Origin of the sequence: Halopseudomonas sp. SMJS2 (assembly GCF_029866945.1) — a bacterium.
Classification (GTDB): domain Bacteria; phylum Pseudomonadota; class Gammaproteobacteria; order Pseudomonadales; family Pseudomonadaceae; genus Halopseudomonas; species Halopseudomonas bauzanensis.
The window spans coordinates 1,900,926-1,916,872 of the sequence record NZ_CP123445.1 but is presented as its reverse complement, the minus strand read 5'-3'; the positions used below and the strand labels follow the sequence as shown (position 1 = coordinate 1,916,872).

The following is a 15,947-nucleotide window of genomic DNA, read 5'->3' as shown; positions in this document are numbered from 1 at the left end:
ATCATGGTTTGGTTACTGGCTTTTGTGGTGATGCTGCTTTGCGTCGCCGGCATGGCCGTTGGCGTCATGATGGGTCGCAAGCCAATCGCCGGTTCCTGTGGCGGCATCGGAGCGACTGGCCTGGACAAGAGCTGCGGCATCTGTGGTGGCAACCCCAACAGATGTGAGGAGTCGCGTCAGGACACCGATTCGACCAAGAGCGCGGCGCTTGGCTACGACGCCACTCGCAAGGATTGAGGATACGCTGCGCGGATATATTCCTATTGTTACAGGACCGAAATTGAATGGCTGTTTATAACTATGATGTAGTGGTACTGGGTGCAGGCCCAGCGGGTGAGGGCGCTGCGGTCAACGCGGCGAAGAATGGGCGCCGGGTAGCGGTGGTCGAGGAACGCAATATGGTGGGCGGTAACTGCGTCCATCTGGGCACCATCCCATCCAAGGCGCTGCGCTACTCGGTCAAGCAGATCATTCAGTTCAACACCAACCCGATCTTCCGTGTGGTCGGCGAGCCACGGGATTTCTCCTTCCCTGATGTGCTCAAAAGTGCAGAGAAAGTCATCGCCCGCCAGGTGCGTTCGCGCAACAGCTACTATGCGCGCAACCGTATCGATCTGTTTTTCGGCAAGGGCAGTTTCGCCGATGCCCATACCATCGAACTGGTGAACGCCGAAGGGGCGGTGGATCGACTGGTCGCCCAGGAGATCATCATCGCCACGGGTTCTCGCCCGTATCGTCCGGCGGACGTCAATTTCAACCATCCGCGGATCTATGACAGCGACACCATCTTGCAGCTCAACCACACACCGCGCACGCTGATTATCTATGGTGCCGGCGTCATTGGCTGCGAATACGCTTCCATCTTCTGCGGGCTGGGCGTCAAGGTGGATCTGATCCACAACCGCGACCGACTGCTGAGTTTTCTGGATGACGAGATCTCCGATGCGCTGAGCTACCATCTGCGCAATAGCATGGCGCTCATCCGGCACAACGAGGAGTATGAGAAGATCGAGGGCCTGGATGGCGGTGGGGTAGTGCTGCACCTGAAATCGGGCAAGAAAATCAGGGGAGATGCGCTGCTCTGGTGCAACGGCCGCTCGGGCAACACCGATGGCCTGGGGCTGGAGAATATCGGCCTCAAACCCAACAGTCGTGGCCAGGTGCTGGTGGACGAGAACTATCGCACCGACGTACCCAATGTTTATGCAGCCGGGGACGTAATCGGCTGGCCGAGCCTGGCTAGCGCGGCCTTCGACCAGGGCCGCTCGGCAGCGGGCAATATCGTCGAGAATGACAGCTGGCGCTTCGTCGATGACGTGCCGACCGGCATCTACACCATTCCCGAGATCAGTTCCCTGGGTAAGACCGAGCGCGAGCTGACCAGCGAAAAGGTGCCCTACGAGGTAGGCCAGGCTTTCTTCAAGAGCATGGCGCGGGCGCAGATCAGCTGTGAGCCGGTGGGTATGCTGAAGATCCTGTTCCATCGTGACACGCTACAGGTGCTGGGCATCCACTGCTTCGGTGACCAGGCTTCCGAGATCGTGCATATCGGTCAGGCCATCATGAACCAGGAAGGGGAGGCGAATACCATCAAGTACTTCGTCAATACCACCTTCAACTACCCGACCATGGCCGAAGCCTACCGGGTTGCTGCACTGGATGGCCTCGGTCGGCTGTTCTGAATGTCTGGGTGGCCGGCGGGCTCAATGAGTTTCGCCGGTACCACCCAGAACCCTCACGGCCAGATGCGGTACATCGGTTATCAGGCTATCGACACCCATGTCCCGCAATCTCAGCATCAACTGCGGATCGTTCACGGTCCACACCGAGACATGCAGTCCCTGGCGCTGGGCCTGGGCAATCCGGGCAGGGGTGCAGAGTTTCCAGTTCAACACCAGAAAGCGGCACTGATATCTCAGCGCGCTTTTCACGGGATCCAGAAAGCCATATTCCTCGACCAGCCCGGTGGGCAGTTCGCCGCCGTTCTGCTGGACGTAGCGCAGCAGCGTGCGACTGGATGAGGTGATCACCACCTTTTCGCGCAGGCCGAATTGCTCCACCAACGGCATGACCGCGTTCATTACCCGCCGCGATTGCGCGGCCGAGCCACTCTTGACCTCCAGTTGGTAATGCTCGAATTCGGGGCAGCTGTGAAACAGTTGCTCCAGGGTGGGGATGGCGCAGTGCTCGTTCCAGCCGGCCAGCCCGAGCCGGGCATCCAGGCGGGTCAGCTCGGCGGCGGTATGGGCTGCAATCTTGCCCTTGATGCCGGTAGTGCGCTTGAGCGTGGGGTCATGAATGACCATCAATTGATGATCGGAAGACAGGTGCAGGTCGAGTTCGACCCGTCTGACGCCGGCTTCCAGGGCTTTGTGAAAGCTCGGCAGGGTATTTTCCGGGGCTTCGCCGCGGGCGCCCCGGTGGCCGTATATCTGCATACCGTCTCTCAATTATTCCGCGGGGTGTGCTGATGCACGCTGTGTACTACCTTGTCATGCTCGAAATACACACTGAAACCGGCATAGTCCCAACGGCTGATGGGCGGCTCGCCAACCGCTGCATGGCGGGTTAGCGGTTCGCCGTATTGCTGGCTGACCGCGCTGGTGCTGGTACCCCGTTGCGGCAGGCTGGATTGTTGGCCGGACGCCTGCTGGCCCACCGGAATGGTCAGGGTGTCGGCCTGGATGCTGACTGCGGCGAGCAAGGTGCTGGTGAGTAATATGGGTAGTGCGTATTTCATGTCGAGGTCCTTTCGTGGTTTTCCTTGGCAGCGCGGATATCCTGTGCCTGCTTGTGCATGATATGCCGAGCCAGCAGCTGGTGCTGGGCATCATTGAACTGATCGAAGCTTACCTGTATCAGATGGAGGCCGGAAGCGTCGTCGCGAAGGCAGGCGGCGATCTGTGCTGGAGCGCTCAAACCGATGGGTGTCGGCAACAACAGGCGCAGATTGATCCATTGGCCGACTGGCAGTGCGTCGTGGGCTGGGAAGGTGATGCCGGCTTCGCTCAGGGTTACCTCGACCGGCGTACCCATGTCCTCGGCCATCTGCGACGCCAGTGCCCGGCCGATCAACTCCACCCGCTTGCCAAGGATCTTCAGGTAAGCCGCGAGATTGCGGTCACGCTCACCGATCTGGCGCAGCAGATGCTGTGAATCATGGTCCAGCAGGTGGAGTTCGCCAAGCAGGCCGAACAGGGGCGATTCATCCGGTTGGACTGAGGAAGGTGTCGCTGGCGCCTCGATAGGTCGATAGTCCAGTGCCAGATGATCCTGAATCTGGAAATAACCCGTATGCACATCGGTGAGATTATTGGTTTGCATGTTCAGCCCCGTTTACCGAAACCGGATTCAGTGTAACATGACAGCCCGAACTGCTATTCATTGGGGCTTTCCCCATCAGGTAACTGGTATTCCATGTTCAGACCCTTGCCTTTTTTTATCGGGTTGCGCTACACGCGCGCCAAACGCCGTAACCACTTTATCTCCTTCATTTCGTTGATTTCCATGCTTGGCCTGACCCTCGGGGTGCTGGTCATGATCCTGGTGTTGTCGGTAATGAATGGTTTCGACCGTGAACTGCGTACGCGCATTCTCGGCATGGTGCCCCATGCGAGCATCAACGGCTATCAGCCCATCGATGATTGGCGCTCGCTGGCAACGCAGCTTGAGGCAGACCCGAAGGTCGCTGCGGCTGCGCCGTTCATTCAATTGCAGGGCATGTTGACCCATAACGGCAGTGTCGCTCCGGTGCTGGTCAGCGGCGTGATCCCCGAGGCGGAGGCGCAGGTCTCGATCATCGAGGAGCACATGCAATCCGGCACCTTGGCTGATCTGAAAGATGGCGAATTCGGCATCATCATTGGTGAGCTGATTGCCCGCCGCTTCAGTGTGATGCCGGGCGACAAGCTGACCCTCGTCCTGCCGGAAGCTTCGGTCACCCCGGCCGGGTCTTTCCGCGGCTGAAACGTTTCCATGTCACCGGCATATTCAAGGTTGGCGCCGAACTGGATGGCTCCATGGCGATGATCCACGCCGGGGATGCGGCCCGTCTGAGCCGCTGGGAGCCAGGCCAGATGCAAGGTGTTCGGCTCAGACTGCATGACCTGTTCCAGGCGCCGCAGGTAGCCTGGAATCTGGTTGAGCAACTGCCTGGCAACTATTACGCCCAGGACTGGACGCGCAGCCACGGCAATCTGTTTGCCGCGATCCGCATGGAGAAGACCATGATCGGCCTGCTGCTGTTGCTGATCGTTGCCGTGGCGGCCTTCAACATCATTTCCACCCTGGTCATGGTAGTAACCGACAAGAAAGCCGATATCGCCATCTTGCGTACCTTGGGCGCGTCACCGGGCACCATCATGGGCATCTTCATGGTCCAGGGCTCGGTCATCGGTGTGGTTGGCACCCTGGCCGGGGGCATCCTCGGCGTGCTGGCGGCGCTCAATGTATCGGCATTGGTGGCCGGGCTGGAGCGTCTGCTGGGCACCCAGTTTCTCAGTTCCGATGTGTATTTCATCAGTTACCTGCCGTCCCAGTTGATCTGGACGGATGTCGTTGTCATCTGCACCGCTGCGCTGGGCATGAGCTTCCTGGCTACCCTGTATCCGGCCTGGCGTGCATCCCGTACCGAACCGGCGGAGGCCTTGCGTTATGACTGATGTAGTACTGGAATGCCGGAAACTCAGCAAGCACTACGCGGTCGGACCGCAGCGCCTGCAGGTACTGGACAATATCGACCTGAGCCTGCGCGCCGGCGAACGCATCGCGATTGTCGGCAGCTCGGGCTCGGGCAAGACCACGCTGTTGAACATGCTGGGTGGGCTGGATACGCCGAGCACCGGTGAGGTGTGGCTGGCCGGCCAGCAGATGTCAGCGCTCAAGGAGGCGGAGCGTGGCAAGTTGCGCAATACCGGCCTCGGCTTCGTCTATCAGTTCCATCATCTGCTGGCCGAGTTCACGGCGCTGGAGAATGCCTGCATGCCGCTCTTGATCGGCGCGACGCCGATCGCCGAGGCGCGTGAGCGGGGGCTGGCGATGCTGGAGCGGGTCGGGTTGTCAGCGCGGGCTGGCCACAAGCCGGCGGAACTGTCCGGTGGTGAGCGTCAGCGGGTGGCCATCGCCCGGGCGCTGATCAACGAGCCGGCCTGCGTACTGCTGGACGAGCCGACCGGCAACCTTGACCAGCACACCGCCCGCGGCGTCCAACAGCTGATGCTGGAACTCAGTCAGCGGCTGCATACCGCCTTTCTCGTTGTTACCCATGATCTGGCGTTGGCGGGGCAGATGGATCGTGTGCTGACCCTCGATGAAGGTCATCTGGTAGAGCGGCAGCCTGCTTGAATCAGGACTGACGACGGCGTCGCATTTTGCGGCGCTGCCAGTTGCGTGCCACCCAGAAACGCCAATATAACAGGGTGCCGGCGTAGCCGATGCCGGCCAGCACCAGACCCGACAGCACCGAGCCCAGCAGCATGGGCTGCCAGATATGCTGCAATTCCGTAGTCAGCCAGGTCAGCGACAGCTCCATGGGCATGGTGCGTTCGGGTGTGCCGAGCAGCATGGTGCCGATCTTGTATTGCATGAAGAAGACCGGCGGCATGGTGATCGGGTTGGTCAGCCAGACCAGTCCGATCGAAATCGGCAGATTGGCTCGGGCGAACATGGCGATACAGCCGGACAGCACCATCTGCATGGGGATCGGCAACATGGCGACGAACAAGCCAGTGGCTATCGCCCGTGCAACGCTATGGCGGGTGATGTGCCAGAGATTCGGATCATGAAGGATGGCCCCCATGAAACGCAGCGACTTGTTGCGTTTGATCCGTTCCGGACTGGGCATGTAGCGTTTGAGTAGCTGGCGCGGCATCACAGACTGATCGGCGGGAAGGATAGACAGCAATTATGCCCGTAATGGCTGTGGCCGACTACCACCCGCCGTCGCAATTCACCATCACAGGATATTTCCGCGCATGGATGTGCCGCTGCTGCTGATCGCGCTGATAGCCGGCATGCTGTTGCCCCTGGGGTTGCCCGAGCTGCCGCCACTGTGGCTGACAACACTGCCACTGGTGCCGGCTCTGATGCTGTGGCGATGCCCCGCGGGGCGCTGGCTGGGTGTGCTGAGTCTGGGATTGCTCTGGTCCTGTCTGTTTCATCAGCAGCTGTTGGCGCAGCGTCTGCCGCCTGATCTGGATGGCAGTCGGGTGCAGGTGCTGGCACGGGTCGACGGGTTGCCTCAGGCCACTGCGACTGGCTGGCGTCTGGCCCTGACCCAGGTGCGTCTACTGGAAAACGATCAACCGCTGCCGCCGATAAGGGCGCACTGGTTCCAAGGGCAGCCGGTCAATCCCGGCGAGCTCTGGCAGTTCGAAGTCACTCTGCGCCGCCCGGCGGGTATGGCCAATCCCGGCGGCTTCGATTATGAGGCCTGGCTGTACGCCCAGGGCGTTGGCGCCCTTGGTAGTATTCGCCAGGGCGAGCGGCTCGCCGAGCCGCCCCGTTTCGCCGGCTTCGCAGCGCTGCGCCACCACTTGCGCACCCGCATAACGGCGGTGCTGGAAGAGCAGGCCGGCGGCGCCCGCCTGATTGCTCTGGTGGTGGGCGACAAGGGTGTGCTCGACCGTCAGGACTGGCTGGTGCTGCAGGCCACCGGCACCGCTCACCTGATGGTTATCTCCGGGCTGCATATTGGCATGCTGGCGGCAGCGGTATTCGGTTTGGTAACCCTGCTTGGGCGGATTGGCGTGCTGCGCTGGCCCTGGCCGCGACTATGGTTGGCGGTGGCGGTAGTCGTCCCGATTACCACTCTCTACGCGATTCTGGCCGGGTTCGGGGTGCCGGTACAGCGCGCCCTGTTGATGATCACGCTGGGGCTGTTGATCCAGCTGTGCTACCGCCGGCCGGGGCTCTGGACCTTCTGGCTGGTCGCCTTTGCCACCGTAGTGGCGCTCAATCCCGCGGCGCCGCTGCGCGCGGGTTTCTGGCTCTCCTTCATCGCGGTGGGACTGCTGCTCTACGGCATGGGTGCCCGGTTGGGCTCGTCCTCGCTGTGGTGGCGCTGGGGACGGGCGCAATGGGTGGTCTTCGTTGGGCTGTGGCCCTGGTTGATGTTCTGGAGCATGCCGGCCAGCCTGAGCGCACCGCTGGCCAATCTGCTGGCGATCCCCTGGGTCAGCCTGCTGGTGGTGCCGGCCGCCTTGCTGGGTACGGTCCTGGAGCTGCTGTTCGATATTCCCTGGTTGCTGCAAGGCGCGGCGGTGGCACTTAACTGGTTGTTCGACGGTCTGGCTTGGATCGCAGAGCTGCGTGCCGCGGAGCGCCTGGCCACTCCCGACTGGCTCGGTTTCGCGTTGGGCCTGGTGGGGGTGGCTGCCTTGTTGAGCCCCATGGCCCGACTGCTCTGGCTACCGGGGGCGGCCTGTCTGCTCGTGCTGTTGCTACCATCCCACGAGCGACCGCTGCCAGGTCAGCTGTGGGTAACCGTGCTGGATGTCGGCCAGGGCCTGTCGGTATTGCTGCAAACCGAAGAACATGACCTGCTGTACGACGCCGGCGCCCGGTTCAGCAGTGGCTTCGATCTGGGCGAGGCGGTGGTGTATCCGGCATTGCTGGCGCTGGGAGTGCGGGAGCTGGATGTCATGCTGCTCAGTCACGCCGATAACGACCATGCGGGGGGCGCACCCTTCATTGCCGGCCACCTGCCGGTTAAACGCGTCCTGGCGGGGCAGCATGCCGCGATCGATCCGGTATTGCGGGCGCAGCCCTGTGAACCTGGTGAGACCTGGCAATGGGATGGGGTGCGCTTCGAGATTCTCTACAGCCCACCGCCTCCGGCACCACCCAACGAGCAATCCTGTGTGCTGCGGGCAGTGGCTGGGAGCAGCGCCGTGCTGCTGCCGGGGGATCTGGGTATTCGGGGCGAGTACCAGATGCTCGACCGGAGCCTGGCTGCCGACCTGCTGCTGGCGCCCCACCATGGCAGTCGCAGCTCGTCGTCCTATGCCTTTATCCGGGCGGTAGAACCGCGTTGGGCGGTCTTCAGTGCCGGGCGTCACAGCCAGTACGGCCATCCGCATCCGCTGGTTGTCGAACGTTACCGCGAACTGGAAGCAGAACCGGTTTATACTGCCACCGCCGGAGCGATACGCTTTGTCCTGGACGACACAGGGAAGGCCCGCCGGGATTGGTCCTGGCGAGAGCGTGCACGACGCTTCTGGCATGAAGATCAAGCACTGGCCAGGCTGGCTGAACCGCCAGCAAAGCCCGTGCTAGAGTAGACAAATTTTCTGGAGGGAACGCCTGTGTGGGAACTGATCAGTGCCGGTGGTTGGCTGATGTTGCCGATCGTATTGTCATCCGTGGTGGCGTTGGCCATCGTTTTTGAGCGTCTCTGGGCGCTGCGCAGCAGTCGCGTCGCGCCGGCCAATCTGCTGGGGCAGGTATGGCGCTGGATCAAGGACGGGCAGCTGGATGCGACCCGTCTGAAGGCCCTGCGCGCCGACTCGCCATTGGGCGAGATTCTTGCTGCCGGTCTGGCCAATACCCGCCATGGTCGCGAGATCATGAAAGAGAGCATCCAGGAGGCCGCCACCAAGGTCATCCACGAGCTTGAGCGTTATCTCAATACACTGGGCACCATTGCCGCCATCACCCCGCTGCTCGGCCTGCTGGGCACCGTCATCGGCATGATCGATGTCTTCACTGCGGTGATGGTGCAGGGCACCGGCAATACCGCGGTACTCGCCGGCGGTATCTCCAAGGCGCTGATCACCACTGCGGCAGGCCTTACCGTGGCCATTCCGGCTCTGTTCTTCCATCGCTTCTTCATGCGCCGGGTCGACGAGCTGGTGGTAGCCATGGAGCAGGAGGCGACTAAACTGGTCGAGGTGGTGCAGGGCAGTCGCGACGCCGAGCCGAATGGCAACGACGTGGCGGCCGATCCGGCCATCCGGCAAGCCGCCAAGACGGCGCAGGGGAACTGATCCATGAACTTTCGACGTACCCGGCGAGAGGAGGTCGGTGTCAACCTGACGCCCCTCATCGACGTGGTGTTCCTGCTGCTGATCTTCTTCATGGTGTCCACCACCTTTACCCGGGAAACCCAGCTGAAGCTTGATCTGCCGGAGTCCGCCTCGGGCGAGCCGGTGGAAAACCAGAACCTGGAGCAGATCGAGGTGCTGGTGTCGGCCACCGGCGAGGTCACCATCAACGGCAAGAGCCTGATCAATCCAGACCTGGACAATCTGCAGACCGCGCTGCAACGTGAAGCGGCCGGCAACAACAGTCTGCCGGTGGTGATTACCGCGGATGCCAAGGCCTCTCACCAATCGGTGATCACCGTCATGGATGCGGCAGGCCAGCAGGGCTTCAGTCGGTTGCGCCTGACCACCAACGAACTGGAAACCCCTGCCCAGTGAAGAAGGAGTCACTGGAAGGCTTCATGCTGCGCTCCTGGTATCAGGGGCGCCGCTGGCTGACCCTATTGCGGCCGCTGTCCCAGCTGTATCGGCACGTGGCACAACGTCGACGGCAGCGTTACCTGGATGATCCGGCAGCCAGCTGGCAGCCGCCAGTGCCGCTGATCGTCGTTGGTAACATTACCCTCGGCGGCACCGGCAAGACGCCCATGGTTATCTGGCTGGTGGAGCATCTGCGCGCCCGTGGGTTGCGGGTGGGCGTTATCAGCCGGGGATATGGTGCGCAACCGCCAGCCCTGCCTTGGCGCATCCGACCAGACCAGGACACCCCCGAACAGGTTGGCGATGAGCCGCTGTTGATCGCCCGTCGCTGTCAAGTGCCGGTGGTGATTGATCCGGATCGCCCACGAGCCGGCTGCCAGTTGCTGGAGCAGGAGGCAATCGACGTGATCATCAGCGACGACGGCCTGCAGCACTACCGCATGGGCCGCACACTGGAGGTGCTGATGCTCGACCACGCCCGCGGCCTGGGCAACGCCCGCTGTCTGCCCGAGGGCCCCCTGCGCGAACCGGCTTCGCGACTGAAGTCGGTCGACCTGATCGTTCGCAACGGCGCCGCAGCTGATGCCGCCGACGGTTTCGCCATGCAACTGCAGGCCACCGAACTGGTCAATCTGGCCACCGGCCAGCGGATCAGCCCTGCCGAGTGGAAGGCGCCGCCCCGGGTACAGGCGGTGGCCGGCATCGGCAATCCCGACCGGTTCCGCCGCACACTGGAAAGTCTGGGCTTCATACCGACGTTGCAGGCGTTTGCCGACCATGCCGGTTACAATGCCGACAGCTTCGCCGCATTCGATCATGGCGAGCCACTGATCATGACCGAAAAGGACGCGGTGAAATGCGCGGGCTTCGCCCGTGAACATTGGTGGTATCTACGTGTCGATGCCCAATTGAGTGCCGCTTTTACTGCGGCTCTGCATCAGCGGCTGGACAGCCATCTGCCGTCCAGCCGGACTACTTCTCTTTGACCGGAGTCTGACGATGGATCCCAAACTGCTCGATATCCTGGCCTGCCCGCTGTGCAAGGGCCCGCTGGTACAGAATCAGGACAAGACCGAACTGTGGTGCCGCGCCGATGGCCTGGCGTTCCCCGTACGCGATGGTATTCCCGTCATGCTGGAGACCGAAGCGCGGGCCCTGGATGCGGACGAGAGGCTGGGACACTGACAATGTTTCACGTCATCATACCTGCCCGTTACGCCTCCACCCGCCTGCCGGGCAAGCCGCTGCAGGACATTGCCGGCAAGCCGATGATTCGCCATGTCTGGGAGCAGGCCCGCAAGAGCGGGGCGGCGACCGTGACGGTGGCAACCGATGATGCGCGCATTGTCGACGCCTGCCGCGCCTTTGGCGCCGATGTGGTACTGACCCGCACCGATCATCCGTCCGGCACCGACCGGCTGCAGGAGGTGGTAACCCTGCTGGGCCTGGATGCCGACGCCCATGTGGTGAATGTGCAGGGCGACGAGCCATTGATTCCGCCGGCACTGATCGATCAGGTAGCGGGCAATCTGCGGGCCTTTCCAGCCGCCAGCATTGCTACCCTGGCTGAGCCGTTGCAGGACATCGAGACGCTGTTCAATCCCAACGCGGTGAAGGTGGTTACGGACCACCAGGGCTTTGCCCTGTACTTCAGTCGCGCGCCCATGCCCTGGTGCCGTGATGATTTCGCCGCCGGCAGGCCGGATCAGTTGCCACAGGTGGCGCCGTTCCGCCGGCACATCGGGCTGTACGCCTACAAGGTGGGCTTTCTGCACGACTACGTGCGCTGGCCGGCGAGCCCGCTGGAAAGCGCCGAGTCGCTGGAGCAATTGCGCGCCTTGTGGTTCGGCTGCCGTATTCATGTGGCCGATGCCTGTGAGATTCCTCCGGCGGGCGTGGATACCATTGAGGATCTGCAGCGGGTGCGCCAATTGCTGGCCTCGGCCGAATGATGCCGGACATCCTCCGCGCGGCAGCGCTGCGCGATCTCAATACCTTCGGCATCAACGAATCCGCGGAGCGGCTGGTGCCGGTCGAAACCGAACAGCAATTGCGCGAGGCGCTGGCGCTCGCTGATGCTCAAGGCTGGCCGGTCACTGTGCTCGGCGGTGGCAGCAACATGATCTTGGCCGGCCCGTTGGCAGGCCTGGTCATCGCCATGCGCAGCCGTGGCCGCCGGGTACTGTCCCGCGAGCCGGGCAGTGCGGTGATCGAAGGGGAGGCCGGCGAGAATTGGCATCAACTGGTGAACTGGAGCCTGGATCATGGTTTCCATGGTCTGGAAAACCTGTCACTGATCCCCGGCACCCTGGGCGCTGCGCCAATGCAGAATATCGGCGCCTACGGCGTGGAGCTGTGCGATGTGTTCGACAGTCTCGACGCGCTGGATCGCACCACAGGGGAGGTTTGCCGGTTCGATCGGGACGCTTGCCGGTTCGCCTACCGAGACAGTCTGTTCAAGCAGCAGGCTGGCCGCTTCGTGATCTTGCGGGTGCGCCTGCGACTGAGCACGCAGCCGGTGCCGCGGCTGGATTATGCGCCGCTGGCAGCCGCCTGGAGTGTCACCGGCCTGAGTCGACCCGACAGCCGCGTCATCAGCCAGCTGGTATGCCAGATTCGCCGCTCCAAGCTGCCCGATCCGGCGCAGCTGGGCAATGCCGGCAGTTTCTTCAAGAATCCTTTGCTGCCGGCGGACCAGGCGGCGGCCTTGCTGGCGGCCTGGCCGGAAGCGCCGCATTACCCGCAGCCCGATGGCAGCGTCAAACTGGCTGCCGGTTGGCTGATCGAGCGGGCAGGCTGGAAAGGTCATTGTCGCGACCGGGTCGGTGTACACCGCGAGCAGGCGCTGGTACTGGTCAACCTGGGCGGCGCCCGGGGAGCGGATGTGCTGGCGCTGGCGGAGGACATCCAGCGAGACGTGCAGGCGAAGTTCGGTGTGCAACTGGAGATGGAGCCGCAGCGGGTAGGCGGCTGATGCCAGTTGCCCAACAGGGCTGTTGCTGACAGTGAATCGGGAATGAAAAAGGGGATGCCAATGGCATCCCCTTTTCTATTGCAGCGATGAAACTCAGCCCTTGGGTGTTTCCGGGCGGTTGTCATCTTCCTCAGGCGCGTCCTGTTGTACCGGTGCGCTGGTAGCCGGATGCTCCGGCACCTCGCCTTCGGCAGGGCTGGGGAGTGCGGCTTCGGCTGCCGGCTCGGCTGACTGAGCGTCGGTTGCTGTTTCCGCTTGGTCAGCGGCCTGAGCTTCCGGGATGTGTTCAATCACTTCCTGGGCCTCGGCCATGGCTTCGCTTACCGGCTCGGCTGCAGCTGCCGGCTCGGCGTCAGCTTCCACTGCCGGGGCAGGTGCTTCCGCTTCGGCCTTGGCCTGTGCTTCGGCCTGCTCGGCGAGGCGCTTGGCCTCCATGCGACGCTTGCGGATCTCACGCGGGTCGTTGAATGCGCGACCGCTTTCGGTGAGGGCCGGAATCGCCTGCTCGACAGGCTCCTGTGCTACCGGGGCCGGCTCCTGCGCTTCAACCTGAGCGGGTGCCGGGGCTGTCTCCTCGGTGACTACCGGGGCCGGTTCGGCTTCAGGCGCTTGGGCTACCGGTGCCTCGGGTTCGACGGCTGCTGCGGTTTCAGCGACGGGTTCGATAACGGCGGCAGGCTGCTCTTCGGCCACGACTACAGCAGGTTCGGCTGCGTCAGCTGTGGCGCTCGGCTCGGCTTGAGTGACCTCGGTCTCGGCCTGAGCCGGGGCGCTGTCATCGCGCTGGGACTGATTGAAGGCTTCAACCGCGTTCTCGATCGATTGCTCGATGTCGGATACCGCCTGGGTCAAACCTGCTTCCACCGGTTGCTTGACCTCAGCCAGGGCTTCGGTAGCCGCTTTCGGAAGGGCAGCTTCGACGGCGGGCTCGTTGATCATCTCTGTCGGCTCATGACCTTCACTGGCGGCAACCGCCTCGGTGACGGCTACCGCGGCAGCAGCCGGAACCTTGACGTCGGTAGCGGCAGCGTCGCCGTGCTCGGCCGTTACCGGCTTGCTGGCGTTGCTGTCATCAATCGCTTCGCTGGTCTGGTTTGCGCTGGCAGCGTTGTCGCCGCTCTGGTCATCCTGGGCGGAACGGCTGCGACGATTGTTGCGACGGCGTTGGCTGTTGCGTGAACGACGCTTCGGACGCTCACCCTCAGCGGTATTTTCGCTGTCGGTCTGCTCGGCAGTCTGCTCGACTGGCAATTCTTCGTCTTTCACGGTGGCCTGTTCGGCCTGGCGCTGCGGGCGACGATCCTGACGGGCCGGTGCCTGCTCGGTGGCAGCAGTACGTTGTTCGCTACTTTCAGCGGTCGCGGCCGCGGTGGGGCTGCGACGGCGACGACGACCGGTGGTGCCTTCTGCCGGCTTGCTGGCGCTCGGTGTGGCGGCGTCGGTATCGGCTACGACGTCGCTGGACTTGCGTTCGCTGCGCTGGGGCTTGTCAGTGCGCTCGGCAGCAGCTTCACCACCACGGTTGCCACGTGCACCGCCGCGGTTGTCACGCTCTGGGCGCGGCCGGCGGTTGCGGTTGCTGCGGCGCTCGTTGCCACGGCCATCCGCCGCTGGCTTGCGATTGGCCTGGCTGGTCGCCTGCTGCTCGGCTTCCTCTTCCTGGCGGTTGTCCTGGGCGAACATGCCGACCAGGGACTTGATCAGGCTTTTGATCAGACCCGGCTGGGACTCCTGGATGGCCTTGTTGGCTGCGGCAACCGGTGCTGGTGCTGGCGCCGGAGCGGCCGTGGGGGCCGGACGCGAGTGGGCGAGGGTCTTGACCGCTGCTTCCTGGCGTACGATGGCACGGGTCTGGCTCACCTGTACCGGCTCTTCGGGCTCGGCTTCGGTGGTCATGCTGTAGCTGGATTCGCCATTGAGCACGGCTTCCTGGTCGTCGCGCAGACGCTGGACCTCGAAGTGCGGGGTATCCATGTGCGGGTTGGGCAACACCAGCAAGCGCACCTTGGTGCGGGCCTCGGTTTTGGCCAGCACATCACGCTTCTCGTTGAGCAGGAAGGTAGCGATGGATACCGGCACGTGGGCGCGCACTTCGGCGGTGCGATCCTTCAGCGCTTCTTCTTCGATCAGGCGCAGTACCGAAAGCGACAGGGATTCAACGTCGCGGATGGTGCCGCGGCCGTTACAGCGTGGGCAGACGATACCGCTGGTTTCACCCAGGGAAGGACGCAGACGCTGCCGGGACATTTCCAGCAGCCCGAAACGGGAGATACGACCGACCTGGACGCGGGCGCGGTCGGCTTCGAGGCTTTCGCGTACCCGCTCTTCCACGGCGCGCTGGTTCTTGGCCGGGGTCATATCGATGAAATCAATGACGATCAGACCGCCGATGTCACGCAAACGCAGCTGGCGGGCGATTTCTTCAGCCGCTTCCAGGTTGGTTTGCAGCGCGGTTTCTTCGATGTCGCCACCTTTGGTAGCGCGCGCCGAGTTGATGTCGATGGACACCAGGGCTTCGGTGTGGTCGATGACGATGGAGCCGCCGGAAGGCAGTTTCACTTCACGCTCGAAGGCGGTCTCGATCTGACTTTCGATCTGGAAACGGTTGAACAGCGGTACGCTGTCTTCGTAGAGCTTGACCTTGCTCGCGTACTGCGGCATGACCTGGCTGATGAAGTTCAGCGCCTCTTCCTTGACGGTTTCGCTGTCGATCAGTACTTCGCCGATGTCCTGGCGCAGGTAATCGCGGATGGCGCGGATGATGACGTTGCTTTCCTGGTAGATCAGGAAGGTGCCGCTGCGTTCGCTGGAGGCAGACTTGATCGCTTCCCACAGTTGCAACAGGTAATCCAGATCCCACTGCAATTCCTCTGCGCTGCGGCCGAGACCTGCGGTACGGACAATCATGCCCATGTCGGCGGGAACGTTGAGGCTGTTCAGGGCTTCGCGCAGTTCGTTGCGCTCTTCACCTTCGATGCGACGGGAAATGCCACCGGCGCGGGGGTTGTTCGGCATCAGCACCAGATAGCGGCCGGCCAGGCTGATGAAGGTAGTCAGGGCGGCGCCTTTATTGCCGCGCTCTTCCTTGTCGACCTGGACAATGACTTCCTGGCCTTCCTTGAGCACTTCCTTGATGTTGACGCGACCTTCAGGCTGTTTGGTGAAGTATTCGCGAGAGATTTCCTTCAGCGGCAGAAAGCCGTGGCGTTCGGAGCCGAAGTCGACGAAAGCGGCTTCCAGGCTGGGTTCGACGCGGGTAATGCGGCCTTTGTAGATATTGGATTTCTTCTGTTCGCGTGCGCCGGATTCGATGTCCAAATCGTACAGCTTCTGGCCATCTACCAGGGCGACGCGCAACTCTTCGGGCTGAGTTGCGTTGATCAGCATTCTTTTCATGAAGTACCGTTGTGTTTCCAATGCTTCCGGAACACGAGTACGGCACCTGATTCTTCTGTTAGGTGTCAGGCGTGTTTCTGCTTGGGCCAACCTTGCCCTTGTTCAGAATTCAAAAT

General features: G+C 62.6%; 15 protein-coding genes and 1 pseudogene. 11 read left to right on the top strand and 5 right to left on the bottom strand.

The features are described 5' to 3' along the window. The first annotated feature begins 3 nt into the window (after positions 1–3). Positions 4–237, top strand: coding sequence for a (Na+)-NQR maturation NqrM (nqrM, locus tag QAO71_RS08940; RefSeq protein WP_036989657.1), 234 nt, complete (start codon positions 4–6; stop codon positions 235–237). 47 nt (positions 238–284) lie between these two features. Then, the gene (sthA, locus tag QAO71_RS08935; protein ID WP_036989658.1) at positions 285–1,682 is read left to right on the top strand and encodes a Si-specific NAD(P)(+) transhydrogenase; all 1,398 of its coding nucleotides are present in this window, start codon (positions 285–287) and stop codon (positions 1,680–1,682) included. Between the two features lie 21 nt (positions 1,683–1,703). Here sthA and QAO71_RS08930 read toward each other — a convergent pair whose 3' ends face one another. The 3 genes from QAO71_RS08930 to QAO71_RS08920 are packed head-to-tail and all read right to left on the bottom strand — an operon-like array spanning position 1,704 to position 3,324. Further along, positions 1,704–2,438 (bottom strand): glycerophosphodiester phosphodiesterase, encoded by a 735-nt coding sequence (locus tag QAO71_RS08930; protein WP_036989659.1) that lies wholly within the window; start codon positions 2,436–2,438, stop codon positions 1,704–1,706. Between the two features lie 8 nt (positions 2,439–2,446). Beyond that, positions 2,447–2,740, bottom strand: coding sequence for a hypothetical protein (locus tag QAO71_RS08925; protein WP_036989660.1), 294 nt, complete (start codon positions 2,738–2,740; stop codon positions 2,447–2,449). Beyond that, a complete protein-coding gene (locus QAO71_RS08920) occupies positions 2,737–3,324 on the bottom strand; it encodes a PilZ domain-containing protein (RefSeq protein WP_074778535.1) in 588 nt (195 codons plus the stop codon). Before QAO71_RS08920 ends, QAO71_RS08925 begins: the two co-directional genes overlap by 4 nt. Before the next feature lie 93 nt (positions 3,325–3,417). Between QAO71_RS08920 and QAO71_RS08915 the strand changes: the two are divergent. Both QAO71_RS08915 and lolD read left to right on the top strand, forming a co-directional pair. Next, positions 3,418–4,661 (top strand): annotated as a pseudogene (locus tag QAO71_RS08915) (lipoprotein-releasing ABC transporter permease subunit). Further along, complete coding sequence (gene lolD, locus QAO71_RS08910; protein WP_036989663.1) at positions 4,654–5,343, top strand: lipoprotein-releasing ABC transporter ATP-binding protein LolD; 690 nt, start codon at positions 4,654–4,656, stop codon at positions 5,341–5,343. Before QAO71_RS08915 ends, lolD begins: the two are co-directional and overlap by 8 nt. A gap of 1 nt (position 5,344) precedes the next feature. Here lolD and QAO71_RS08905 read toward each other — a convergent pair whose 3' ends face one another. Then, entirely contained in the window at positions 5,345–5,869 is a 525-nt protein-coding gene (locus QAO71_RS08905) for a DUF2062 domain-containing protein (RefSeq protein WP_036989664.1), read from the bottom strand. 103 nt (positions 5,870–5,972) lie between these two features. Between QAO71_RS08905 and QAO71_RS08900 the strand changes: the two genes are divergently transcribed. Genes QAO71_RS08900 through murB form a run of 7 tightly spaced genes read left to right on the top strand, consistent with a single transcriptional unit; the run spans position 5,973 to position 12,435 of the window. Then, positions 5,973–8,279 carry a DNA internalization-related competence protein ComEC/Rec2 gene (locus QAO71_RS08900; RefSeq protein WP_051610820.1) on the top strand — a complete coding sequence of 769 codons (2,307 nt, stop codon included), beginning with the start codon at positions 5,973–5,975 and terminating at the stop codon, positions 8,277–8,279. A gap of 24 nt (positions 8,280–8,303) precedes the next feature. Then, positions 8,304–8,984 carry a MotA/TolQ/ExbB proton channel family protein gene (locus tag QAO71_RS08895; protein WP_036989665.1) on the top strand — a complete coding sequence of 227 codons (681 nt, stop codon included), beginning with the start codon at positions 8,304–8,306 and terminating at the stop codon, positions 8,982–8,984. 3 nt (positions 8,985–8,987) lie between these two features. Then, positions 8,988–9,419, top strand: coding sequence for a biopolymer transporter ExbD (locus tag QAO71_RS08890; RefSeq protein ID WP_036989666.1), 432 nt, complete (start codon positions 8,988–8,990; stop codon positions 9,417–9,419). Between the two features lie 23 nt (positions 9,420–9,442). Next, positions 9,443–10,447 (top strand): tetraacyldisaccharide 4'-kinase, encoded by a 1,005-nt coding sequence (lpxK, locus tag QAO71_RS08885; protein ID WP_036990297.1) that lies wholly within the window; start codon positions 9,443–9,445, stop codon positions 10,445–10,447. Between the two features lie 13 nt (positions 10,448–10,460). Further along, a complete protein-coding gene (locus QAO71_RS08880; protein WP_036989667.1) occupies positions 10,461–10,646 on the top strand; it encodes a Trm112 family protein in 186 nt (61 codons plus the stop codon). A gap of 2 nt (positions 10,647–10,648) precedes the next feature. Further along, the gene (kdsB, locus tag QAO71_RS08875; protein ID WP_036989668.1) at positions 10,649–11,413 is read left to right on the top strand and encodes a 3-deoxy-manno-octulosonate cytidylyltransferase; all 765 of its coding nucleotides are present in this window, start codon (positions 10,649–10,651) and stop codon (positions 11,411–11,413) included. Next, complete coding sequence (gene murB / locus QAO71_RS08870; protein ID WP_036989669.1) at positions 11,410–12,435, top strand: UDP-N-acetylmuramate dehydrogenase; 1,026 nt, start codon at positions 11,410–11,412, stop codon at positions 12,433–12,435. The genes kdsB and murB overlap by 4 nt, the downstream gene beginning before the upstream one ends. A gap of 93 nt (positions 12,436–12,528) precedes the next feature. On the opposite strand, the gene rne is transcribed toward murB, so the two are convergent. Further along, positions 12,529–15,831, bottom strand: coding sequence for a ribonuclease E (rne, locus tag QAO71_RS08865; protein ID WP_280164193.1), 3,303 nt, complete (start codon positions 15,829–15,831; stop codon positions 12,529–12,531). Between the last annotated feature and the right edge of the window lie 116 nt (positions 15,832–15,947).